Consider the following 23811-nt stretch of genomic DNA (forward strand, 5'->3'; position numbering starts at 1 on the left):
GCACGCCTGGGCAGTCGGATTCGCTCGCAATTTATCCTCGCAGAGCACACGGCCATGTCCTGAAGGGTTCGCTGAGCACGCAAGAGGCTTTTGCGCACTCGGCCAGACTCATTCCTCCCCGCGCACGGTGAACCCACATCGCTCGCTGCGGACAAAGTGTCTATGATGAGCCTTTCGCCATTCGGCAATACCCGCTAAGAGACCTATGCCCCCACAATCGACCAACTGGCAGCAATCCCTGAAAGCCTTCCTGCATCCCCGTGTAGTGACCATGTTCTTCTACGGGTTTTCTGCAGGCATCCCACTACTGCTGATTTTCTCCTCGCTGTCACTATGGTTGCGAGAGGCCGGCGTGGAGCGCTCCACGGTCACGTACTTCAGCTGGGCGGCACTGGCCTATTCGTTCAAGTTTCTCTGGGCGCCACTGATTGATCGCTTGCCGATTCCTGCTCTGACACGTTGGTTGGGCAGGCGCCGGGCCTGGCTGCTGGTGGCGCAGCTCACTGTGGCCGCCTCCATTTTCAGTATTTCCCTGGTCGACCCGAGCCAGCCTGGGGCACTCAACCTGATGGCTTTTGCCGTGGTCATGCTCGGCTTTACCGCCGCCACCCAGGATATCGTCATCGATGCCTACCGAATTGAATCTGCGGGGGTCGAATTACAGGCTTTGATGTCCTCCTCCTACATTGCCGGTTACCGGATAGGGATGCTCTCTTCCGGGGCAGGCTCGCTGGTATTGGCAAGCTGGCTGGGCTCCACCAGCGAGGCGTACAGCTATCCCGCCTGGCAAACCACCTATGCACTCATGGCACTCACCATGCTGGTGGGCGCTATTACCACCCTGATCATTCGCGAACCGGACAACCCTCGCCCCTCAGCCCATCAGTACACCAGCGGGCAGTATCTGAAGTTTCTGGCGATTTTCGTGGCAGGCATCACGGCCTTCGTGACGGTGTATGTCCTGACCGCCGATTCGGCAGGCTCGCTCCGGCAAACGCTCACGGAGATCGTTGAGAACAGCGCCCTGTCCGGCCTGGTGGTGGAGAGTCTGCGGCTGGCGCTGGCGATTACCATCGTTGCCGCCTTGATCAAAGCACTCTCATTGACACCGCTGTATGACAGACAGCTGGTTCGGGAAAGTTATCTGGACCCGGTGAAGGATTTTTTCCAGCGCTACGGTAGCCGGCTCGCCTTGCTGTTGCTGGTTTTCGTGGGTTTTTACCGCATCTCAGATATTGTGCTCGGCGTCATTTCCAACGTCTTCTTTGAGGACATCGGTTTCACCAAGAACGAGATTGCCGGGGTGGTCAAAACCTTCGGTCTGTTCATGACCATTGCCGGCGGGTTCCTGGGTGGGCTGCTGGCCATGCGTCACGGCGTGATCCGGGTGCTGTATCTGGGCGCCTTTCTGACCGTTGCGACCAACCTGCTGTTCCTGTGGCTGGCCTATGCGGGCCACGACATCCGCATCCTCTATGCAGTGATCTCCGCCGATAACCTGACCGCCGGTCTCGCCAGTGCCGCCTTTGTGGCCTTCCTCTCGCAGCTCACCAATGTCTCTTTCACTGCCGTCCAGTACGCTATCTTCAGCTCATTGATGACCCTGCTACCCAAGACCATTGGTGGCTACTCGGGCAGCATGGTGGATAACCTGGGCTACCCCGGGTTTTTCCTGTTGGCCAGCTTGATGGGCGTACCGGTGTTGGGGCTAATCTATCTAATCCAGCGCCACGAGGCCTTTCGGCACTGAGCCCCGCTCATTCGCCGAAACAGGCTTGCAGTATACTTTTCAATCAATTCACAAACCGGCTATAGTGGGAACTTACAAAAAACAACAATAAGAACACACGGATGAGTCACTCGGAACTCGATATTCTGGTTGTGGACGATGCCCGCTTCTCGGCGGCGGTGGTCAACCGTACCCTCGCCTCTGCCGGATACACCCGCATTCGCCACGCCCACAGTGCCCAGGACGCCCTTGGTCAACTGACCGAGCAACCCGCCGATCTGGTGGTGGCAGACTGGTTGATGCCCGGCATGGATGGCCTGGAACTGACCCGCCGCATTCGTCAAAACGACGAAGCCAGCAATCGCTATACCTATGTGCTGCTGCTCACCGCCCGCGAAGGGGTGGATGCCCTGCAACAGGCCTTTGATCAGGGTGTGGACGATTTTGTCTCCAAATCCGCCATGACCGAGCAACTGCATCACCGGGTGATGGCCGCAGACCGGATCATCCAGCGCCACAACCGGGTACAGACCGACTATCAGCGCATGCTGACCGTGAACCGTCAGCTCAAACGCCACGCACTGATCGATCCGCTGACCGGTTTCGGCAATCGCCAGGATGCCCTGCGAGCATTGCAAAATACCTTGAAGCAAGCGGAAAAACGGGGCGGCGCCGCCTGCCTGCTAATGCTGCGCCTGGAAGACTTCGAGGCACTACGTGCCCAGCGTGGCGACAAGGTCATGCAGCAAGGTGTGCTGGCGTTCAGCCGGCGCCTGCGCCAGTCGGTACGCCCCATGGATCATCTGTGCCGGTTGCAGACCGATCAGTTTGCCCTTATCACCTGGCAACCCCACATGGACCACTGCGACCCCACCGGTTTTCGCCGCCTTTATGAAGGCCTCAACCATCGCGCCTACCAGACCGCCGCCGGCTTCCTGAGCCTGCAAGTGAGTATGGCAATCGCCGCCTCTGAAGGCCAAAGCCATGGGGAGCAGATGTTCGAACAGGCCCTAGCCGAGCTGGATCAGTCCCTCAGCGAACGACGCATTGTGTCAGCCACCGCCAATGTGTGAATGGTGACGCCTGACGCCAATCAGTGACGAGCATTTTTTCGCCTCACGTTTTTTGGTTTTTGCGTCCGGCATCTGGCATCCAGCTTCCCCTGTGCTCACTGTGCCCTCATGTGGTAAAAATCAGTTCTTTGCCTTTGGACAACATGCCACATACTCCTCCCCACTGGTTTTTGCTGGGCGCCGGCAATATGGGCACGCTGGCGGCCTGGTATCTGACCCTGGCCGGACATCGCGTTACCGTGATTCGGAGCGAGTCTGCATCGCCCCTGAAAAAAACGCTCTGGTTGCCGGACGGACGCCAGCAAGCGGTATCGTTACCGGTGCTGACTCCTTCTGCCCTCCCCGATCGCATCGGGCACTTGCTGGTGGCGATTAAAACTCCCTATACCCGCTCGGCGATGGCACCGCTGAGGCAGCGCCTTGATAGCCAGACTCAGGTGCTGCGTTTTCAGAATGGCCTGGGAGCCCTGGATAGCCTGTTGCCGCCGGGCTGCATACCCCTGGAAGCCATCACCACCAGCGCCGTCAAAGGGCAGCACCCGGACCACACGGTAGTGGCAGAAAATGCCACCTGGCTCGGAGGCAGTACCGCCCCGCCTGCCTGGTTTGCCGCTCTGACCGAACACTGGCCGGATCTGCATTGGGAAGACGACATCCGCCCGCGCCAGTGGCATAAACTGGTGGCAAATGCAGTGATCAATCCGCTGACCGCTCTTTACGATGTGCCCAATGGCCGTATTAACGACGACCCGGCCTTACGCAAACAGGCCACACAGCTTTGCGAAGAAGCGGATCATGTACTGCAACAACTGGACCCGGCATGGCCCGGTCACTCCCTGGAGAATGTGCTCACCGTGGCCCGGGCTACCGCCAGCAATACTTCTTCCATGCGCGCTGACCGGCAGCGGGGAGCGCAGACGGAAATTGATGCTATCAATGGCTGGCTGGTGAAGCAGGCAGACCAGCTGGATCTGGCAGTCCCTGCCAACAGGAAAATGGTTACGGCACTGACGTTGCGCTAGGGCAACGGGGTTCGAGCAGCAAAAAGCGGTCCTTGTCGGCACCATGGCTTTGCTCTTCGAAACCCGCATCTCGCCACTCGCACCTGAATACTTGCCGACAGCCCCCGCAGAGACTTTTACCCTGTAGCACTGGAATTAAATGCCGTTTTTCGCCATCGTAGCGGGCACTAATCCGGATTCGTGGAACCTCCATGCACAGTCGCATTTTTCTGGCCGTTGGCCTGATCGCCACCAGTGGCCTGACCCTGGCCAACAACGAAATCAAGGCAGTGAAAGTCAGTGGCGCCAGCCACCCAAGCCTGGCCGGGGAACTACCCACCGGTACCCTGACCCTGGATCGGGAGACCCTGGCCAGCATGCCTGCCAGCAACCTGACGGAAGTGCTGGATACCGTGGGGGGGCTGCAGGCCAGCCAGCTCTATGGCATCAACGGCAGTGAGGCCAGCCTGGATCTGTTGGGCTTCGGCGCCGGCGCCAACCAGAACACCCTGATCCTGCTTAATGGTCGCCGCCTCTCCAATATCGATCTGGCCAGCCCCTTTCTCAGCGGTATTCCGCTGGCTGCCATTGAGCGTATCGAGATTCTTCCCGGAGCGGGTGCGGCCTTGTATGGCAATGGTGCCGTGGGCGGGGTAATCAATATCGTTACCCGCCGCCGCTATGACAATAGCGCCGGGCTGGAAGTCAATGGCGGTAGCCACGGCACCCTGGGCGGCAACGGCTACGCCACCGGTCATCAGGGCAGCCTGAGCGGCGCCGTGGCCATGAGCACCCTGGACAGCGACGGCTATCGGGACAATAACGAGGTGCGCAACCACAGCGTATTCGCCGATGTGCGTTATCAACAAGACGGCATTGAGGCCTATTTCACTGCCAACGGCGAAGAACAGGAGCTGGGCCTGCCCGGCGGTCGTTCCGAAGCGCAATTTCGCAATGACCCACAGGGTACCGACACCCCCTTTGATGATGCCGAACAGGAAAACTACTGGCTGATGCCGGGCCTGCGCATCGCCCTGCGCGGTAATACCGCGCTCACCCTGGAAGCCAGCAAACGCCGTCAAGAGCAGACCTTTGCGTTTTTCTCCAGCGGCAGCTTCGGTGAAACCGTGGTGGAGAGCTACAGCGTCACGCCCAAACTGGAAGGCCAGCACACTACTGGCAGTGCCGTTCACAACTGGACCCTGGGTCTGGATCTGCACGAATACGATTACCACAGCCGCACCAGTTTCGGTAACCGGGAACTGGAGCAAAGCCAGCAGGCCTGGTATCTGCACAACTTGGTCAGCCTGACCCCGAAACTGTCTCTCAGTGCCGGCGCCCGAAAACTGGAAAGCACCCTGAGTGGCGAAGGGACGGATAAGGAACAGGACGGAGAAATGTACGAGGGCGGGATCCGTTATACCTTCACGGGTAACCTGGCCCTGTTCGCTGGCGCCCAGCGCAGCGTGCGCATTGCCAACGTGGATGAACTGAGCCCTTTCAATCCCCCCATTGATCCGCAAACTGGCAAGGGCTACACCGCCGGGGCCAGCTGGTCCCAGGGTCGCCAGCATTCCACCCTGACCTTCTGGCGGGCCGAGATCGACAATGAGATCCTCTTTGATCCGGTCAGCTTTACCAATCGCAATCTGGAAGACCGCACCGTCCACAAGGGCGTCAGCATCAATTCCCGCTGGCGACTGGACAAGGACCTGATGCTGACCATCAACGCCAGCGCCCAGCAGGCCCGCTTCGACGGCGGCCCCTTCGACCGCAAAGACGTACCACTGGTACCTGAACATACCCTGCAATTGATCGCCGACTGGCAGGCCCTGTCCTGGCTGTCCGCACAGATCAGCCACCGCTATGTGGGGGATCGCCGCTTTGACGGTGACCTGGACAACCGCTTCCGCAAACTGGACCACTACCGCACCACAGACCTGCAACTGACCGCCCGTTATCAGGCGTTTTATCTCAAGGCGGGCGTCTACAATCTGGAAGACCACCAGGTGGTGGACTACGGTAACTTCAGCAACACCACAAACACGGCAACACTGTACCCACTTCCAGAGCGCCACTACCGCGCGGCGTTTGGCGTGGAGTTTTAAACACCTGACAGCAAACCCGTTGGGCCTTGTTCACAAGGCTCCAACGGCAAGAGTCTTACCCGAGCCATAACCCTCCCACCAGGAGCCACCATGAGCGACAAGGAAAAGACCCGCATCAACCGGGTGATCACCCGCACCGGCGACCGCGGCGATACCGGCCTGGCCGATGGCAGCCGGGTCAGCAAGTGGCATCCGCGCATCCAGGTACTGGGGGAACTGGACGAACTGAATAGCGGCCTGGGCGTACTGCGCGCCCGGTCGCTGGATGCAGATCTGGATACCGTGCTCGGCCTGGCCCAGCAGTTACTGTTCGATATTGGTGGCGAACTGGCCATTCCCGGTCATCGCGTCATCGACGACCACGATCTGGTGGAGCTGGAATCCCGGGCGGATACCTTCAACGCCGAACTGCCACCACTGAAAGAGTTCGTCCTCCCGGGCGGGCACCCGGACGCCGCCTGGTGCCACCACTGCCGCACCGTGGCCCGACGTACCGAGCGCCACTTTGTGGCCCTGCATGAGGCCGACGAAGACGCCGTCAACCCGGTGAGCCTGGCCCTGGTCAACCGACTTTCCGACCTCTTGTTCGTGATGGCCCGGGTGATCAACCTGCGCCAGGAGTCGCCGGAAGTACTTTGGCAGCCGAAGGCAGAAAGGGGCTAAGCTCGCTCCTTGAAAAGCCGGTTTTAACCACAGAGGGCACAGCTAAATCGGTGCAGTTCGCTTAGGCTCAGTGCACCCTACGCTATCCGTTAGTCTGTGCTGGTTTTCGTCGCCAGGCAGGTGTTTTTGTGGGAAGCGATGCTTGCATCGTGAAAACGCCCGCACTGCCAACCGCTTCGCGATGCAAGCATCGCTTCCCACAAGTCGTGCCTCCGGCCTTCTCCATCCCCATTGTGAAAACATTGTGCAACCCTGCCTCAAGGGCACAAGCAAGGGCTACACTGGAGGCCCGGACCGACGACGTTTCGCCATGGGCATTCGCAACAAACTCTTTGTCATTTTCCTGTCCACCTTCCTGGTGCTCACCCTGGCGGCCAGCGGATTCTATTACCTGTCGTTCCTGCGCAGTCTGGAAACCTATCTGGATGAACGTCAGCAAGCCCAGGTAGAACGACTGGCGGATCACCTTGGCATCCTCTACCAACAGCGCGGCGGCTGGCAGTTCCTGATGGATGACCCCCGTCTGCTCAAACGACTCTACCGGCTGGCCGGAGATAGGGATGACGACCGTGACAGCCGCGGCGATCACCGCCATCTGCAGCTGCTGGATGCCCACAAACAACGGCTGTTAGGCCCACCCGCGCCGCCGAAATTCCGTTCGGACATTCCTGTTCAGGTCGGCCGCAGTATCGTCGGCTACCTGACCTACCCGGATCAGGACGCTATCCGCGACAAACTGGACCAACGCTTCAAGGGCCGCCAGCTGCGCTTCATGGGCTGGATGCTGTTTGTGGGCGTGTTGCTGTCACTGCTGGTGTCCTGGCTACTGGCCCGCCACCTGGTGGCACCGATTCTTGCCCTGTCCAACCACACCCGCGACCTGCAGGAAGGCCACTACAGCGCCCGCCTGGAAACCCGCCGCCGGGACGAACTGGGCACCCTCACCGAACAGGTCAATCAGTTGGCGCAGCGTCTGGATCAGGGCCAGCAGGCCCGCCAACGCTGGTTCTCGGATATTGCCCATGAGCTGCGCACCCCGGTGGCAATCCTGCAGGGTGAGCTGGAAGCCATCAGCGATGGCATTCGCCCCTTGAGCGCCGAATTCATCAAGTCTCTGGAAGGGGAAGTGGCCCAGCTCACTCACCTGATCAACGACCTGCACGACCTGGCGCTGGCGGATGGCGGCAATCTGCGTTATCAGTTCCACCGGGAGGATCTGGCGTACCTGCTCGGCGAGGTGGTCGACAGCTATCGCAACAGCTTTAGCCAGCAGAGCATCAGCCTGGAAACCCGTATTCCCGACCTTGCCGTTATTGATATGGATCCGGTGCGCATTCGCCAGCTGCTGGACAACCTGCTGCAGAACTCTCTCAAGTACACCGCCAGCGGCGGTACCTTGAGCCTCTCGCTGACACACACTGGCGACAACTGGGAACTACTGCTGGAAGACAGTGCCCCGGGTGTGCCCGACGAGGCCCTGCCCCGCTTGTTCGACCATCTGTACCGGGTAGAAAGCTCCCGCAACCGCCGCACCGGCGGCGCCGGCCTGGGGCTGGCCATTTGCCAGCGTATCGTTGAAGCCCATGGCGGCACCATCGGTGCGCAGCACAGCCCTCTGGGCGGCGTGCGGATCCGTATCACCTTGCCGGGAGAGAGCACATGAGCCGCATTTTGATCGTGGAAGACGAGCCACGGCTGTCACAACTGATGGCAGACTATCTCCAGCACGCCCACTTCCACACCGAACAGACCGACAGCGCGCGGACCGCCATGGCACTGGCAAAAGAGGAACGCTTCCAGGCTATCTTGCTGGACCTGATGCTGCCGGACGGCGACGGTATGGAAGTGTGCAAGGCCATCCGCCGTCACAGCCAGGTGCCGATCCTGATGGTCACCGCCCGGGTGGATGAAGTGGATCGCCTGCTGGGCCTGGAACTGGGTGCCGACGACTATATCTGTAAACCCTTCAGCCCCCGGGAAGTGGTGGCCAGAGTCAAGGCAGTACTGCGCCGGTCCAACCCACAACCAGACACTACCGGCCCCACCTTGACCCTGGACGACGAGCGCTATGAAGCGGTCATGGGCAAGCAGCGGGTCGCCCTCACCGCCATCGAATTCGCCCTGCTCGAGACCCTGTCCCGCCACCCTGGTCGCATCTGGTCCCGGGATCAGTTGATGGATGAAATCTACCAGGACCACCGTGTGGTTTCTGACCGCACCATCGACAGCCACATCCGCAAACTGCGCCGCAAGCTCAGCGACGGGGATGATACCTCCCATGACTGGATCGGTAGTGTTTATGGGGTGGGGTATCGGTTGGAGCAGCCGTAGCGGCAACAACCCCCTCTACAAAGCCGCTGTAGGAGCGGCTCTAGAGCCGCGAACCGTGCGAAGCACGGAATCGACCGAAGGGCGATCAGGGATTTCACCCATCGACATGTTCCAGATAGCCACTCGCCGGTCAGTTCCGGTTCGCCCCTCAAGAGGGGCTCCTACAGCCTGGCGCCATCGAACCTGCGTCTTCCTTATTTCCTGCATATTCCTTGCACCCTTCCCGCCCATACTGCTTCCACACATTCACAGGGACTCACTGAGTCACAAGGAGAGCATCATGAAAAAACTGGCTATTGTTGCCCTGGCTATCTTTACCACCTCCGCTTTTGCCTATGGCCCTGGTCATAAAGGCGGCGAGCACATGGTGGAGCGTCTGGAAAAGAAACTGGAACTGAGCGAAGAACAAAGCACTCAGCTCAAGGCCATCTTTCAGGAGCAGGGCGAAAAGATGAAAGCCCTGCATGAAGAAACGCAGACTAAAATGAATACCGTACTGACCCCGGAGCAGCAGGAAAAGCTGGCCGAGATGAAAGAAAAGCGCAAGGAGCGCTGGGAAGAACGCAAGGAAAAATGGAAGGGAAAAAAGGGTAAGCAGGGGGAATAATTCAGGCTACCGTTTTTTTCGGACGTCTGAGGTCGGACATCCGACGCTAAAAAATAAAAGTCTGAAAAGCATGAAAGCTGGTTTTGGGTTTGACCTCAGACTTCCGACGTCAGACCCGCACCCCCCAACGAAGATAGCCGGCAAATTGCCGGCTATCTTCGTTGCATTGAGAGGACCACTTAAAGCAGCGCCCGTCGCATATCCGTCAACAACTGACTCAGGTAGGTGGTGAAACGGGCCGCATCGGCGCCATCAATCACCCGGTGGTCATAGGACAGGCTCAGCGGCAGCATCAGCCGAGGCTGAAACTGCTCACCGTCCCAGGCCGGCTGCATGTCGGATCGGCTTACCCCGAGGATGGCCACTTCCGGCCAATTCACAATGGGCGTAAAGGCGGTGCCTCCGATCCCCCCCAGCGAGGAAATACTGAAAGTCCCGCCTTTCATATCCGCCGGTGTCAGTTTGCGGTTACGGGCCTTTTCCGCCAGCTCACCCATTTCCTGGGCAATGGCTTTCAGACCCTTCTTGTCCGCATCCTTGATCACCGGCACCACCAGTCCATTGGGGGTATCCACGGCAATGCCGATGTTGATGTAGTGCTTCTGAATCAAAGCCTCACCGCTGTTTTCCAGGGAGCTGTTGAAACGCGGGAACTCCTGCAGCGCCCTGGCGCAGGCGCTGACCAGAAACGCCAGCATGGTCAGCTTAACGCCTTCTTTCTCCAGCACCTTGTTCTGCTGTTTGCGGAACGCTTCCAGGCCGGTGATATCTGCCATCTCGTGTTGGGTGACATGGGGAATGGTCAGCCAGGAGCGAGTCAGGTTCTGGGCGGAAACCTTGCGCAGCTTGTTGAGTTCCAGCCGCTCGATCTCACCAAACTGGCTGAAATCGATCTCCGGCAATTCCACCGCCAGACCACCGCCGGATGCCTTTGGCGCACCTTCAAGGCGTTGCTTCACCCAGGCATGCACATCTTCCTTGAGGATACGATCCTTGGGCCCGGTGCCGTTGACCTGCGCCAGATCCACGCCCATTTCCCGTGCCAGCTTGCGGACCGCCGGGCCGGCGTGCACGGACCTGGAGGGGGAACCGGCATCCGCTGTGGTTGGCTGCGACGTTGCCGGAGCCGGTTTTTGCTCGGAGGAGGTCTGCTCCGGGGCTGGCGCCGACTTCGTCTCTGACTTTTCTGCCGCCTCTGCTTTGTTGTCCGCTGTCGGCTTACCGCCGGCTACGGCCATGGTCAGCAGCGCATCGCCGGTGCCAACCTTGTCGCCCATCTTCACTGCCACCGATTCCACCTTGCCGGCGAAGGGGGCTGGAATTTCCAGGGACGCCTTGTCCGATTCCACCACCACGATGACCTGCTCCTGTTCGAGCTCATCACCCACGGCCACATTCACTTCGATGATTTCTGCAGCATCGATATCGCCAAGATCGGGGACGGAAACCGTTTCGCTGCCACCGCTTTCCTGCGCTTGCGGTGCTTCGGGCTCATCCTCTTCTTGCGGCGTCGACTCTGGCGCCGGTTTTTCCTCTGCAGCTTGCGACGCTTCACTGACAGCCTCGGATTCCTGGACGGCGTCGTCTTCCGACTCGCCGTCGGCCTCCACTTCCATCAGTTCATCGCCTTCCTTGACCCGATCCCCCACCTTGACGCTGATGGCAGTAATCGTCCCCGCCTGGGGCGCCGGCACTTCCACCGTGGCCTTGTCGGACTCCATAACAATAATGGTGTCTTCTGCGGCAATGGTATCGCCGACTTTCACGCTGATCTCGATGACGTCAACAGGATCACTGCTGCCCACATCGGGAACACAAATCATGCTCTTACTCACACCTGTCTCCTTTTGTGAGATCACGCTGGGGTGCGATCAATGCATCACCGGATAGGGTTTATCCGTATCGATGCCGTATTTTTCGATGGCCTTTTTCACAGTAGACGCCTCTACCTTGCCATCCTTGCGCAGCGCACTGAGTGCCGCCAGCACCACAAAATAGCGGTCTACTTCAAAGAAGTGGCGCAGTTTCTGGCGGGAATCACTGCGGCCGAACCCGTCGGTGCCCAGCACCGTATAAGGAGCATGTACCCAGGGCCGGATCTGGTCGGCAAAGGCACGCATGTAATCGGTGGACGCAATCACCGGGCCGTCGCGATCATCCAGACATTTCTCTACCCAGCTGCGCTCACGCTCCTGATCCGGATTGAGGATTTCGTCCCGGTCCAGGCGCAGACCTTGCCGACGTAGTTCGTTGAAGCTGGTGACACTCCACACGTCCGCGGCCACTCCGAAGTCATCACGGAGCAGTTCCGCGGCGGCTTCCACTTCGCGAAGAATGGTGCCACTGCCCAGCAACTGCACACGGGGGGATTTTTTGGTTTTTCCCTTGCCTTCGCGTAACAGATACATGCCCCGGCGAATGCCTTCTTCGGCCCCCTCCGGCATGGCGCCGTGCACGTAGTTTTCGTTCATCAGCGTCAGGTAGTAGAAGACTTTTTCGTTGTCTTCATACATGCGCTTGAGCCCGTCATGGAGAATTACCGCCAGCTCATAGCTGTAGGTGGGGTCATAGCTGACACAGTTGGGCACGGTGCTGGCCAGCAGATGGCTGTGGCCATCCTGGTGCTGCAGCCCTTCGCCATTGAGGGTGGTGCGCCCGGCGGTGGCTCCCAGCAGGAAACCCCGGGCCTGGCTATCGCCGGCGGCCCAGCACAGGTCTCCCACGCGCTGGAAACCGAACATGGAGTAATAGATGTAGAACGGAATCAGGGTGAAATCGTGCACGCTGTAGCTGGTGGCAGCCGCCAGCCAGCCGGACATGGCGCCCGCTTCGTTGATGCCCTCTTCCAGAATGCGGCCCTTCTTGTCTTCCCGGTAATACATGACCTGGCCGGCGTCCTCGGGCTCGTATTTCTGGCCACCGGAAGAGTAAATGCCCAGCTGTCGAAACAGGCCTTCCATGCCGAAGGTACGAGCTTCATCGGGCACAATCGGCACCACCCTTTCGCCGATCTGCTTGTCCTTGATCAGCGCGCTCATCATGCGCACAAACGCCATGGTGGTGGAAATTTCCCGGTCACCGCTGCCTTCCAGGAAGTTGGCAAAGATATCCAGCCCGGGCAGGGTCAGCGCCTGGCTGGCCTGCTGGCGACGCATCGGCATATAGCCGCCCAGCTGATCGCGCTGCTCTTTCATGAAGCGCATTTCCGGGGCATTCGCATCCGGCCGGTAGTAGGGCACGTCCTTGAGCTGTTCATCGGTGAACGGCATATCGAAGCGATCACGGAAATCCTTCAGGCTTTCCAGGTCCAGCTTCTTCATCTGGTGGGCCTTGTTGACCGCTTCGCCGGCACCGGTGGCGTAACCCTTTACGGTCTTGGCCAGGATCACCGTGGGCCGACCGGTATGGTTGACCGCCGCATGGTAGGCCGCGTAGACCTTGAAAGGATCGTGGCCACCGCGATTTAGGCGGTACACCTCATCGTCGGACATATGCTCCACCAGCTTCTTCAGCTCCGGGTACTCACCGAAGAAATGCTCGCGGGTATAGGCGCCACCGTTTTTCTTGTAGGCCTGGTATTCACCGTCCACGCACTCTTCCATGCGCCGGCGCAGCAACCCCTGGCTGTCCCGTTCCAGCAGTGGGTCCCAGAGACTCCCCCAGACCACCTTGATCACATTCCAGCCGGCACCCCGGAAGACGCCTTCCAGCTCCTGGATGATCTTGCCATTACCGCGCACCGGACCATCCAGGCGCTGCAGGTTGCAGTTGACCACGAAGATCAGATTATCCAGTTTCTCGCGACCGGCCAGGGCCAGAGCACCCTGGGATTCCGGCTCGTCCATTTCGCCGTCGCCCAGGAAGGCCCACACCTTGCGGTCATCCTTCTGGATCAGCTCGCGGTTTTGCAGGTACTTCATAACGTGGGCCTGGTAGATGGCCTGAATCGGCCCCAGCCCCATGGACACGGTGGGAAATTGCCAGAAATCCGGCATCAGCCAGGGATGCGGATAGGAGGACAGGCCCTTGCCATCCACTTCCCGGCGAAAGTTGTCGAGTTGCTCTTCGCTGATGCGCCCTTCCAGGTAAGCGCGGGCATAAACGCCCGGGGCCGAATGGCCCTGGAAGAACACCAGGTCCCCTTCGTTCTTGTCGCTGGGGGCCCGGAAGAAATGATTGAAACCTACATCGTAAAGCGTGGCAGATGACGCAAAGGAAGCGATATGGCCACCCAGCTCGTCATCGTTATCCATGTTCGCCCGCATCACCATAGCCAGCGCATTCCAGCGCACCAGGGACCGCACCCGGCGTTCCATGAAGATATCGCTGGGGATCGGTACTTCGTCTTTGGCAGCAATGGTATTGAGGTACGGGGTATTGAGGTCGGTACGGCGAATGCCCTGTTCCTGGGCCTCGTTGGTGATGGTGTCAAGCAACCAGGCGGCCCGCTCAGGGCCTTCGCGCTCGACCACGGATTCCAGGGCTTCAAGCCACTCCCGGGTTTCTGCCGGGTCCATATCATCAAAGAAACTTCTTTTGTGCATGGGCATGCGTCCTTTTTCGCGTCGCCTGGCAGCCCTGCAGGATCACTGCAGCACCGCGGAAATAAGCGCCCGGGGGTGTTGGGCGAACTGATACAAGCTCTTTCCATACTAGCCGCAATGACTGGCCGGTCAAATGACGATAATCACCACAGGCGGGTTACAGGCGGATGTTTTGGTATGGCAAAAGCCCTGCCAGCATGACGACGGCCACAGCAGGACGACATCAGACCTAAGTCTGGTCGGGAGAAAAGCACCTCCACCCTTCCCGCAGGGTGCATGAGCCCAAGCGAACAACACCAGGCGAAAAGCAATTGATAATGAATAATTGAGAATTGAGAACCGACACAGCGTTGATCGCGCCGTTATCAATTATCCATTCTCAATGATTAATTAGAGGGTTCGCTCAGTGCACCCCACGCGCGACCCAGCGCCTTCAGATCGCGATAACCCACAGCGCCGCCAGGATCAGCCAGATGGCAACACAGCGCAGTAGCAGCCCCTGCAGGGATTCCAGATGATCCAGGGCCGCTGACAGGGAACCTTCACCGCTGGACTGGGAGTCTTCCAGGGCCACATTGGCCACCTGTTGTAGCGCTTGGCCGCTGTGTTCCTGGCGCGACCAATGGCCACGCATTTTTTCCATAACGGCGGTGAAATCACCGGCCAGCGCCATACTCAACACCAGCAACCGGTTGGCCGGCCAGCTTAGCCAGCTATCCAGGCGTGTCTGCCAGTGATTGGCCTGCTCGTCGCCAGCCCGGATTACCCAGGCTCGATTGAGTACGACCAGAAACGCCGCGGCGAAACCCAGTAGCACCAGCCAGAAGATAGCGATAAAGAGCTGTTGTTCCCGCGCCAGAATTTTTTCCGTCAGGGCACTCTGGTAGGCAGGATCGTCCGGTGTTCCGGTCACATCGAATTCATCCGTGGCCAGGGCCGCAAAGCCTTCCGGGTCGTTCATTCGACCACGCACCAGTAATTCATCCACATGACGAAACTCGCTTTGTCCTCCTGCCAGCCACAGCATCAATATCACGCCCAGAAGCAACACCACCAGCTGCCCCCAGAAACCGTCCAGCCAGCAGGTCAGGGCGTAAATCAATAGTGCTGGCAACAGCACGGCCAGCCACCAGACTCGCTGCCCCTGCCCCAGGCGGTTGCCCCATTGCTGCAACCAGCCCTGATGGCGTTGCGGGTTGGCGAGCCACAGCGGCCAGCTGGTATCCAGACGGCGCAGGCCGAGGACCAGTATCAGCACCAGAAACTTCATGCCATTTCCTCCTTGAAACGGGCCAGGCGGGCCCGGTAATCCGCCCAGTCGAAAGCGGGCCCCGGGTCAGTCTTGCGGCCCGGGGCAATATGTTCGTGGCCGGTGATGCGGACATCCTTGATCGCCGGGTAATGGGATTGCAGTAGTGCAGTAAGTTCCGTCAGGGTCGCGTACTGCACCTCTTCATAGGGAACAGTATCTGCGCCTTCCAGCTCGATGCCGATGGAAAAATCATTACAGTTTTCCCGCCCGGCAAAGCTGGAAACTCCGGCATGCCAGGCCCGCCGATCGCAGGGAACAAACTGCAACAGGCTGCCGTCACGCCGGATGAGAAAATGCGACGATACGGTCAGCTGGTGGATTTCGCGGAAATAGGGGTGGTCGTCCGGGTTCAGGCAGTTCTGGAACAGGGCCTGGATGTGATCGCCGCCGAACTGCTCCGGCGGCAGGCTGATGTTATGAATCACCAGCAGGGATATATCATCGGGATCGGGGCGGAGATTGAAATTGGGGGATGGGCACCACTGTGCCTGATCGACCCGGTGTTCGTTGAGGGTGAGCACCCGCGCAAGCTCCTTAGAACCTGTTCATGATCTATACGCAACCGCGCCGGAGTCAATTTTTTCGCCAGGTCGTGATTGCGATTGTGTCGTGTAGTCATTCTACATAAATAAGAGCAATCGCGGGCTGGCGGAAAAAGGGGCCCGGCCCTTCGGGTTACCGCTAAAAATGGCGCCATGCTGTGTTGCGGACCTTGAACTTGACCCGTCAGGCCCTGCGGTCCGCGCCCTCTGTGCTCTGCGAGTATTGCCTGGCACCATTTTTAGCGGCAACGCGGCTGCGTATAGATCATGAACAGGTTCTATGCCCGCGCGGACAAACCAACGACTAGTGCTGTGCGCTGGCCTGCATGCGGCGCAGGTCTCCAATAACCGCTTCCAGAGCCCGGTCGAACAGGGCTCCCTCTTCGATGAGTTTAACAGTCCCTTCATGCAGGGCAACGGCCAGCGTGTAAGCAGAGAACTCTTCCACCTTGATGCCGCGACGGTTGGTAAACACCATCTTGACGCCGGCGCGGATATTGGCAGCCAGCTTGGCACGGCGCGGCTCGTCACCGTCCACGAGCTCAATCCACTGGCCCGGGGCAAGCTGCCCGGCTTTTTTCACCAGGAAGTGATTTTCCGGCAAAACGGCTTCTTCCTGGGCTTGCGGTTGCGGTGCCGGCATTTCCGGCTCCACAGCCACTCGCTCGGTTTCCAGGCCCTTGAGCAGTTGCTGGTGCACATCCTGGAACTTGATCAGTAACTGCTTGGCTTCTGCTTCATCATAACTGATCTGGGCAAGCCCGCTATGCAGCGTCTTGAGGAGTTTGGGGCTGAGCGCCTTGAGCTTTTCCAGCGCCGCCTGATCACGGTGTGGCAGAACACTCCAGACCACGCCATCAACCACCTTGACCTGCTGCTGCCAGGCACCATTGTCGGCACCTTCGCGTAACCAGGTCAGGTAAAGCACCTGTTGCCAACCCTGGCGCAGCAACCGTACCACCACATCGGGTAACTGACGGCCTGCCATACGCTTGTCGAGCACCGCCACCACTTCCTGACGGGCCAGCTCGGCACGAGCCTTGCCTTCCTCCGCCTCACGCACCCGCTGCTCAACGCGCTCGGAGCGTGAGCTCTGGCTGTCGAAAAAGCGCTGAAACTCATCCAGCAGGGTGGCAAACAAGCTGGCATCGTCTTCAAAATCATCAATGATGCGATGTACCGCGTGGTTGATACGCTGGTACAGGTCGTCCTGGATACCCTGTTGCGGGTCCCACTGATTGCCGGCCCGGGCCAGCATGTTGAGCAGTAGTCGAGCTTCGTGGTTGTCGTTACTGAAGAAGTTCTTGTCGGTGATTGCCACTTTCAGCAAGGGAATCTGCAGGCGCCCAATCAACGCCTTGATCTCGGAGGGCAGGCCCTCGTCATCCAGAATGAAATCAAACAGCAGGGACACCAGGTTGATCACATCGTCATCGGCCTGATCCAGCGCATGAATGGCTTCGCCATGCTCACTGTCGAGCAATTCTGACAGGTCGTCCTTCAGGTTGGCCTTTTCGCCATCTGTTTCGCTGAGGCTGCGTTCCACACGCTGCAAACGATTGAGCACACCCATCAAGTCATCAGAGCTGACCTGGTGGACGGAAGCCGCGTTGGCCACCGGGGCGCCATTGAGATAAGGCACACCGTTCTGCATGACTGCCATGGCCGCGCTCATGTCCGCGCCTGCAGAGGCTCCGGATGCGGCAGCTGAGCCACCCTGCATGCCACGCATGGTTACCAGCAGCTCCTGTAACAACCCGAACATCTGGTCATTGCTACCGGCAGCAGAGCTCGAGGAGGATGCCTGGCTGCCCGCCAGTGAACGATTCCCAGGCTTACGTGCAGGTGCGATGGGCGCGGTTTTCATGTCCGGCAAGACACCCGCGTCCACTAGCACCTTGTTGGCTTCAGACACCATGTATCCGGTTTCCGCCATGACTTCACGCTCAAACAGCTTGAGGATGATCAGGCGAGACTTGATGTCCAGAGAGAGCTTTTCAAGCCCCTGGCTGAAGGCGTCCACCAGCTGGCGTGGCTCCAGCGGATTATTCCGTTCGGTGATTTCTGCCTTGCTTTCAAAAAGATATTCCAGGCGGTGGCACAACACCTTGAGCTGTTCCACACAGCCATTGCGGGCACGGCGAGCCATGTTGTCCAGGGCCACCGTGGTTTCCAATTCTTCCTCATTGACCAGAGTCAGAGAGTCCAGATCAAGCTTGGTACTTTCCAGTGAAGACGTTTCCTCCTGGGGGCGTCCAAGATTGGAAAACTGCTGCTGGATGACCTGTTTCAAGCCAGCCATCAGCCCAGCTCGCTGGATGCGCAGCTCACGCATGGCATCAAAGTAGCGCTCGCGCTCGCTATCCGCTTCTTTTTCCGCCAGGTCGTAAAGGATGTCATCGGCTCCATCGAGCATATCCTCCAGATAGGAAGACGCCAGCGACAGATAGCGGTCACGCACTTTTTCGATCGGTCTGGGCAGGCTGTTAGCGGCTGCTTTGGCAGCGACCGATTTGAGTTGGGTAACCTTGGCCATGACACCCCCGGGATTAAGCTGCACCCGTTCAGAAAATGGGACTGTGGTTTTAATACCTAACTAAGCTATCACACCATCAAACTAATAATTTTGAACTAGTTGGCATGTGAGGCTTTATATTTAGTTAACCACAAACACGTCGCCAGCTTTCCCTGCCCGCTAAATTCCCATAGCCTAAGGCCTTTTGGGGCAATGGACGAGAGCCATGGAGCAAGCGGTTACCATTCTTAAACAGATCAGCGGCTTCCTGTGGGGATGGCCGGCACTAATCCTGATTGCTGGCACAGGCCTCTATCTGACTCTGATCCTGCGTTTCCTGCCCCTGAGACAGCTGGGGTTTGGCTTCAGACAGATGTTCGGCCCGAAGATCGGGGTCGGCACGATCGGTGCCGGCGCCGCCCTGGCCACGTCGCTGTCTGCGACCATCGGTACCGGTAACATCGTGGGGGTAGCGACGGCTATTCACTCCGGCGGGCCGGGAGCACTCGTGTGGATGTGGCTGATTGCCCTGGTGGGCATGGCCACCAAGTACGCGGAAGCCGTACTGGCCGTGCAATATCGGGAAAAGGACAGCGCCGGCCAGTATGTGGGCGGCCCCATGTACTACATCCAGAACGGTCTCGGCCCAAATTGGCGCTGGCTGGCCATCGCTTTTGCCATCTTCGGCATGTTGGCCGGCTTCGGCATTGGCAATAGCGTCCAGGCCAACTCTGTCGCTCACGGCCTGCAGGACAGCTTCGGGCTTCCAGCATGGGTAACAGGGGTCACCCTGGCCGTCCTCGTGGGCCTGGTGGTACTAGGCGGCATGAAGCGGATTGCCACCGTGGCGACTTATATCGTCCCCTTTATGGCGCTGGCCTACCTGCTGGCCGGTTTGGTGGTGCTGGTAGACCATGCTGACGCCCTGCCCGCCGCCCTGGCCCTATGCTTCGAAAGTGCCTTCACCGGCACTGCGGCTGCCGGCGGTTTCGCGGGCGCTCTGGTCAAGGAAGCGATCCGTTTCGGGATTGCCCGTGGCATCTTCTCCAACGAGGCCGGCCTGGGCAGCGCGCCCATCGCCCATGCCTCCGCCAATACCGATCACCCGGCCAGACAGGGCTCCATCGCCATGTTGGGTACGTTTATCGACACCATCATCGTCTGCTCCATCACCGGCCTGGCCATCGTTTCCTCCGGCGCCTGGACCAGCGGTGCAGAAGGCGCGCCGCTGTCCGCCCTGGCCTTTTCCTCTACCTTCGGGGACTTCGGCAATGTGATTGTGGCCGGCGGCCTGGCGATCTTTGCCTTCACCACCCTGCTGGGCTGGAGCCTGTACAGCGAACGCTGCACCCAGTTCCTGTTTGGCGACCGGGCCGTCCTGCCCTTCCGGGTGATCTGGGTACTGGCAGTGCCTTTTGGTGCCGTCGTCAGCCTGAACCTGGTCTGGGCACTAGCCGACATCATGAATATCTTGATGGCGATACCTAACCTGATTGCTCTGCTATTATTGTCACCCGTGGTGGTCAGGCTCAGCCGGGAATTCTTTTCCACCCGGCCCGATTGAAAACACCACCCAATAACACGACCCGCAGGCCTGCCTGCGGGTTTTCATTGAGTTCAGCACCGAGAACAGCATGACCATCACCCTGCCCGACTATGTGCGTGACGATATTCAGCGCAACGTAAGCTTTGCTCTTGAAGAAGACATCCGCAGCGGCGACATCACCGCTCAGCTTATCGATGCCGACAGCGAAACGACCGCCACCATCATTACCCGCGAAGACGCGGTCATGTGCGGCATTCCCTGGGCTGATGAGGTCTTCCGGCAACTGGGCGATGTGCAGATTGAGTGGCATGTGCAGGATGGTAATCGGCTGACCGCAGATACCACACTCTGCACCCTGCGAGGCAACACCCGCCAGATTCTCACAGGCGAACGCACCGCGCTGAACTTCCTGCAGACCCTGATGGGTACCGCTACTACTGCGCGCCGCTACGCGGATGCCGTAGAAGGCACGAACGTCACCATTCTGGATACGCGTAAAACGCTCCCCGGCCTTAGGGCTGGCCAGAAATACGCCGTGCTTTGTGGGGGCTGCCAGAATCACCGCATCGGCTTGTACGATGCGTTTTTGATCAAGGAGAACCATGTGGCTGCTTGTGGTGGAATTACCGCAGCCATCGAGCGGGCGCGGGCATTGGCGCCGGAAAAGAAGATCATTGTAGAAGTGGAAACACTGGAGGAACTGGAGGAAGCCGCACGGCTGAAACCAGATCAGATTATGCTGGATAACTTTAGTGCCGAAATGCTGCACAACGCTGGGAACACTACTGACGTAGCTGCTCTTGAGGTTTCTGGCAACCTTACATTGGAAAATGCCAATTGCTTACCCGACAACCGTAGCTGGTTTTTGTCGTCCGGAGCCTTAACCAAGCATGTAATAGCCACTGACTTATCTCTCCGACTGCAATCTTGATCTCCACATCAATCGACGTTCAGTTTCACTTAGATAAGAGGCTAATCACGCAGCCAGGCGCCATATCCAGAATGCCAATAGGCTGCACAGAAAGGGGTAGGAATATGACAAGACGTAATAGTCGAAAACGCTAGGCTCCGTTATCCGCGTTGACTTCTAGCTACCATCTAACTCCCGCCCCGAAAAAACCACCGCCATAAAAAAACCCGGTGCTTTCGCACCGGGTTTCCAGGCTGATCGAGGTCAAGCCTTATGCAATACAAACTGCTTAGTTCGTACAACCAGTCGGCTTCAGGTTTGCAGGGGCAGTAGTGGTACACACCCAAGAACCAGTAGCGTCACGAGTCCAGGTCAATGTGGCGCCAGCATCTTGCAGTACTGCAGCAGCATTGTTGCCAAAAGTTGCAATAATCGTGGAAGCAGCTGTCAGCGGATTAGTAGCCTGAGGAACACCAGTGCCAGCCGGAAGTGCTGGACCAACCTGTGCGGCACCAGTCAGCAGGTTAGAGCCGGTAGCACCCGGATCACATTCGCCAGCGGCAGCACCCAAAGCCAAACGGCCATCATTGATACAAGCCTCAACAGCCGTTTTCATCGCACCAGCTTCCTGCATGACGCGGGTTACCTGAGAGCGAGCGATGTAGTTTTGGTACTGAGGAATAGCCACAGCAGCCAGAATACCGATGATGGCTACCACGATCATCAGTTCAATAAGGGTGAAACCCTGTTGCATTTGCTTTTTCATGTCGTTCTCTCCAACTAAATTGGCAAATCTTGTTGTGAGCCCACCCCTGGCGAGCCTCTGCGTTGTCATAATGCACAGAGTGGGCCAACTTTTCGGTAGTGCGACGAAATCATTAGGAGAAGGCACATTCTCTGGCGTCGAGCCCCGGCTGTTGCAGAAAGCATCATAGTCGGCCCACTATTTGGGTTACCTTTAATGTCAGCAGCTGACGATATACGTCACCCCTTCCTCGCACTGGTGCCACACTGGGTCACACCATCCACACCCTGACAAGAGGCTCTCTGGAAATTCCTCTCTGGGCATGACGGAAATAGTCTGGGGAAATACCTTAGAAAACTGCGGCAAGGCACTGATTTTGCGACATCCGGTCTTCCCTGTGACAACCACAACCGGTATGTTACGAAGAAAGTGTTGGGCATACCGACAATACTAAGCATAAACAAGCAGGTTGCCATGACTAGCCAGACCCTTTCATTCAGCGGCTTACCGCAGCGCCTGATTCGGCAGGAGCTACTAACCGCCGAGGAAATACAGCAGGCGCAAAAACAGGCCCGTGAAGAACGGATGAGCCTGGTTTACCAGCTCGTCACTTCGGGCAAGCTGTCGGCCAACGTTGTGGCCGGAGCCGTTGCCGAAGAGTTCGGAGACCCGATCCTGGATCTCAGCACCTTCCAGCGGGACAGCCTGGTCAAAGATCTTGTCGACCCCAAACTGATTACCAAGCACCATGTGCTGCCATTGTTTCGCCGGGGCAGCCGTTTATTTGTGGCCGTTGCCGACCCTACCAACTTGCCCGCTCTGGAAGAAATCCGCTTCAATACAGGCCTCAACGTTGAAACCATTATTGTTGAGCAAGACAAGCTGACCCACTGGATCGATAACCTTGAGTCCGATTCAGAAGACAGCGCTTTTGATGACCTGGATGATGGGCTGGATGACCTTGATATAGGTGCGGCAGAGGAAAAAACTACCGACGAGACGAAATCCGGCTCAGATGATGCCCCCATTGTTCGCTTCGTCAACAAGCTCCTGCTGGATGCCATCAAAGGCGGAGCTTCGGATCTTCATTTCGAGCCATATGAGAAAACTTATCGAGTACGATTCCGCCAAGACGGGATTCTCAAAACAGTCTCCAAACCGCCGGTCAATATTGCCAGTAAGCTTTCAGCTCGCCTTAAAGTCATGTCGCGGCTGGACATCTCGGAACGGAGGGTCCCCCAGGATGGACGCATCAAACTTAAAATCTCCAAGACCCGAGCAATCGATTTTCGAGTGAACACCTGCCCTACTCTGTTTGGGGAAAAGATCGTCCTGCGGATCCTCGACCCTGAATCGGCCAAGATGGGCATCGACGCCCTCGGCTACGAAGAAAATCAGAAACAGCTCTATATGGATGCCTTGCAAAAACCCCAGGGCATGATTCTGGTTACAGGCCCCACCGGCTCCGGGAAAACCGTCTCCCTTTATACCGGGGTAAACATTCTCAACACGCCCGAGCGGAACATTTCCACTGCCGAAGACCCAGTAGAGATCAACCTGGAGGGCATCAACCAGGTGAACGTCAACCCCAAACAGGGCATGGACTTCGCTGCCGCCTTGCGCGCTTTCCTCCGTCAGGACCCTGACGTCATTCTGGTTGGTGAGATCCGCGATCTGGAAACCGCCAATATTGCAATCAAGGCAGCACAAACCGGTCACTTGGTACTGTCGACCCTCCACACCAACAGCGCACCGGAAACGCTGACCCGTCTTCGTAACATGGGTGTCCCGTCCTTTAATATCGCCACCTCCGTGGTATTGATTATCGCCCAGCGTTTGGCTCGCAGGCTTTGCGAACACTGCAAAACCAAGGTGGAAATCCCAAAACAATCGCTGCTTGAGATGGGATTCACGGAAGAAGATGCGGCTTCCGAGTTTACTGTGTACGGCCCTGAGGGATGCGACAAATGCAACAACGGTTACAAAGGGCGCGTAGGGATCTACGAAGTGGTCAAGATCACTGATGGTATTGCTCGAATTATTATGGAAGAGGGCAACTCCATTCAGATTGGTGACCAATGCCGCAAGGAAGGATTCAATGATCTACACCGCTCCGGGCTGGTGAAAGCCATGCAAGGCGTAACCAGCCTGGAAGAAGTTAACCGTGTAACAAGCGGACATTAAT

At 58.3% G+C, this 23811-nt stretch carries 17 protein-coding genes; 11 read left to right on the forward strand and 6 right to left on the reverse strand.

Features of this window, described 5'->3' with window-relative positions; translation table 11 throughout:
* Positions 1-205: 205 nt before the first annotated feature.
* The 8 genes from ACMG4N_RS14970 (at position 206) to ACMG4N_RS15005 (ending at position 9512) form a co-directional block, all read left to right on the forward strand.
* On the forward strand, positions 206-1750 hold the full coding sequence (locus tag ACMG4N_RS14970; RefSeq protein ID WP_297767075.1) for an AmpG family muropeptide MFS transporter: 1545 nt from the start codon (positions 206-208) through the stop codon (positions 1748-1750).
* 101 nt (positions 1751-1851) lie between these two features.
* A complete protein-coding gene (locus tag ACMG4N_RS14975; protein ID WP_297767077.1) occupies positions 1852-2802 on the forward strand; it encodes a response regulator in 951 nt (316 codons plus the stop codon).
* A 143-nt stretch (positions 2803-2945) separates the two neighbouring features.
* Positions 2946-3824 carry a ketopantoate reductase family protein gene (locus tag ACMG4N_RS14980; RefSeq protein ID WP_297767079.1) on the forward strand — a complete coding sequence of 293 codons (879 nt, stop codon included), beginning with the start codon at positions 2946-2948 and terminating at the stop codon, positions 3822-3824.
* A gap of 191 nt (positions 3825-4015) precedes the next feature.
* Positions 4016-5911, forward strand: coding sequence for a TonB-dependent receptor plug domain-containing protein (locus ACMG4N_RS14985; protein ID WP_297767081.1), 1896 nt, complete (start codon positions 4016-4018; stop codon positions 5909-5911).
* Positions 5912-6001: 90 nt separating this feature from the next.
* A complete protein-coding gene (locus ACMG4N_RS14990; protein WP_297767083.1) occupies positions 6002-6574 on the forward strand; it encodes a cob(I)yrinic acid a,c-diamide adenosyltransferase in 573 nt (190 codons plus the stop codon).
* 310 nt (positions 6575-6884) lie between these two features.
* Positions 6885-8237 carry an ATP-binding protein gene (locus ACMG4N_RS14995; protein WP_297767084.1) on the forward strand — a complete coding sequence of 451 codons (1353 nt, stop codon included), beginning with the start codon at positions 6885-6887 and terminating at the stop codon, positions 8235-8237.
* A complete protein-coding gene (locus tag ACMG4N_RS15000; protein ID WP_297767086.1) occupies positions 8234-8905 on the forward strand; it encodes a response regulator in 672 nt (223 codons plus the stop codon). Before ACMG4N_RS14995 ends, ACMG4N_RS15000 begins: the two co-directional genes overlap by 4 nt.
* A gap of 280 nt (positions 8906-9185) precedes the next feature.
* Positions 9186-9512, forward strand: a complete 327-nt coding sequence (locus ACMG4N_RS15005) for a Spy/CpxP family protein refolding chaperone (RefSeq protein ID WP_297767088.1) — start codon at positions 9186-9188, stop codon at positions 9510-9512.
* A 179-nt stretch (positions 9513-9691) separates the two neighbouring features.
* On the opposite strand, the gene aceF is transcribed toward ACMG4N_RS15005, so the two are convergent.
* The 5 genes from aceF to ACMG4N_RS15030 form a co-directional block, all read right to left on the reverse strand.
* Complete coding sequence (gene aceF / locus ACMG4N_RS15010) at positions 9692-11347, reverse strand: dihydrolipoyllysine-residue acetyltransferase (protein ID WP_414432262.1); 1656 nt, start codon at positions 11345-11347, stop codon at positions 9692-9694.
* A gap of 36 nt (positions 11348-11383) precedes the next feature.
* Positions 11384-14056 carry a pyruvate dehydrogenase (acetyl-transferring), homodimeric type gene (gene aceE, locus ACMG4N_RS15015; RefSeq protein WP_297767092.1) on the reverse strand — a complete coding sequence of 891 codons (2673 nt, stop codon included), beginning with the start codon at positions 14054-14056 and terminating at the stop codon, positions 11384-11386.
* 433 nt (positions 14057-14489) lie between these two features.
* On the reverse strand, positions 14490-15326 hold the full coding sequence (locus tag ACMG4N_RS15020) for a hypothetical protein (RefSeq protein ID WP_297767094.1): 837 nt from the start codon (positions 15324-15326) through the stop codon (positions 14490-14492).
* Complete coding sequence (gene ampD / locus ACMG4N_RS15025; protein WP_297767096.1) at positions 15323-15889, reverse strand: 1,6-anhydro-N-acetylmuramyl-L-alanine amidase AmpD; 567 nt, start codon at positions 15887-15889, stop codon at positions 15323-15325. The genes ACMG4N_RS15020 and ampD overlap by 4 nt, the downstream gene beginning before the upstream one ends.
* Positions 15890-16214: 325 nt before the next feature.
* A complete protein-coding gene (locus ACMG4N_RS15030; RefSeq protein ID WP_414432265.1) occupies positions 16215-18446 on the reverse strand; it encodes a DUF1631 domain-containing protein in 2232 nt (743 codons plus the stop codon).
* A gap of 205 nt (positions 18447-18651) precedes the next feature.
* On the opposite strand from ACMG4N_RS15030, the gene ACMG4N_RS15035 reads away from it, so the two are divergent.
* On the forward strand, positions 18652-19989 hold the full coding sequence (locus ACMG4N_RS15035) for an alanine/glycine:cation symporter family protein (protein WP_297767100.1): 1338 nt from the start codon (positions 18652-18654) through the stop codon (positions 19987-19989).
* Between the two features lie 70 nt (positions 19990-20059).
* Positions 20060-20902, forward strand: a complete 843-nt coding sequence (gene nadC, locus ACMG4N_RS15040; protein ID WP_297767101.1) for a carboxylating nicotinate-nucleotide diphosphorylase — start codon at positions 20060-20062, stop codon at positions 20900-20902.
* 268 nt (positions 20903-21170) lie between these two features.
* Here nadC and ACMG4N_RS15045 read toward each other — a convergent pair whose 3' ends face one another.
* Positions 21171-21647, reverse strand: coding sequence for a pilin (locus ACMG4N_RS15045; protein ID WP_297767103.1), 477 nt, complete (start codon positions 21645-21647; stop codon positions 21171-21173).
* 453 nt (positions 21648-22100) lie between these two features.
* Here ACMG4N_RS15045 and pilB point away from each other — a divergent pair, with 453 nt between their 5' ends.
* Positions 22101-23810 (forward strand): type IV-A pilus assembly ATPase PilB, encoded by a 1710-nt coding sequence (gene pilB / locus ACMG4N_RS15050; RefSeq protein WP_297767104.1) that lies wholly within the window; start codon positions 22101-22103, stop codon positions 23808-23810.
* Position 23811 lies beyond the last annotated feature (1 nt).

It is taken from the genome of Alcanivorax sp. IL2 (assembly GCF_047495475.1).
Classification (GTDB): Bacteria; Pseudomonadota; Gammaproteobacteria; order Pseudomonadales; family Alcanivoracaceae; genus Alcanivorax.

Bases quoted from the DNA above. Each gene is read 5' to 3' on its own strand.
- ACMG4N_RS14970 (WP_297767075.1), top strand. From the start codon at position 206: ATGCCCCCACAATCGACCAACTGGCAGCAATCCCTGAAAGCCTTCCTG.
- ACMG4N_RS14975 (WP_297767077.1), top strand. From the start codon at position 1,852: ATGAGTCACTCGGAACTCGATATTCTGGTTGTGGACGATGCCCGCTTC.
- ACMG4N_RS14980 (WP_297767079.1), top strand. From the start codon at position 2,946: ATGCCACATACTCCTCCCCACTGGTTTTTGCTGGGCGCCGGCAATATG.
- ACMG4N_RS14985 (WP_297767081.1), top strand. From the start codon at position 4,016: ATGCACAGTCGCATTTTTCTGGCCGTTGGCCTGATCGCCACCAGTGGC.
- ACMG4N_RS14990 (WP_297767083.1), top strand. From the start codon at position 6,002: ATGAGCGACAAGGAAAAGACCCGCATCAACCGGGTGATCACCCGCACC.
- ACMG4N_RS14995 (WP_297767084.1), top strand. From the start codon at position 6,885: ATGGGCATTCGCAACAAACTCTTTGTCATTTTCCTGTCCACCTTCCTG.
- ACMG4N_RS15000 (WP_297767086.1), top strand. From the start codon at position 8,234: ATGAGCCGCATTTTGATCGTGGAAGACGAGCCACGGCTGTCACAACTG.
- ACMG4N_RS15005 (WP_297767088.1), top strand. From the start codon at position 9,186: ATGAAAAAACTGGCTATTGTTGCCCTGGCTATCTTTACCACCTCCGCT.
- aceE (WP_297767092.1), bottom strand. From the start codon at position 14,056: ATGCACAAAAGAAGTTTCTTTGATGATATGGACCCGGCAGAAACCCGG.
- ACMG4N_RS15020 (WP_297767094.1), bottom strand. From the start codon at position 15,326: ATGAAGTTTCTGGTGCTGATACTGGTCCTCGGCCTGCGCCGTCTGGAT.
- ACMG4N_RS15030 (WP_414432265.1), bottom strand. From the start codon at position 18,446: ATGGCCAAGGTTACCCAACTCAAATCGGTCGCTGCCAAAGCAGCCGCT.
- ACMG4N_RS15035 (WP_297767100.1), top strand. From the start codon at position 18,652: ATGGAGCAAGCGGTTACCATTCTTAAACAGATCAGCGGCTTCCTGTGG.
- nadC (WP_297767101.1), top strand. From the start codon at position 20,060: ATGACCATCACCCTGCCCGACTATGTGCGTGACGATATTCAGCGCAAC.
- ACMG4N_RS15045 (WP_297767103.1), bottom strand. From the start codon at position 21,647: ATGAAAAAGCAAATGCAACAGGGTTTCACCCTTATTGAACTGATGATC.
- pilB (WP_297767104.1), top strand. From the start codon at position 22,101: ATGACTAGCCAGACCCTTTCATTCAGCGGCTTACCGCAGCGCCTGATT.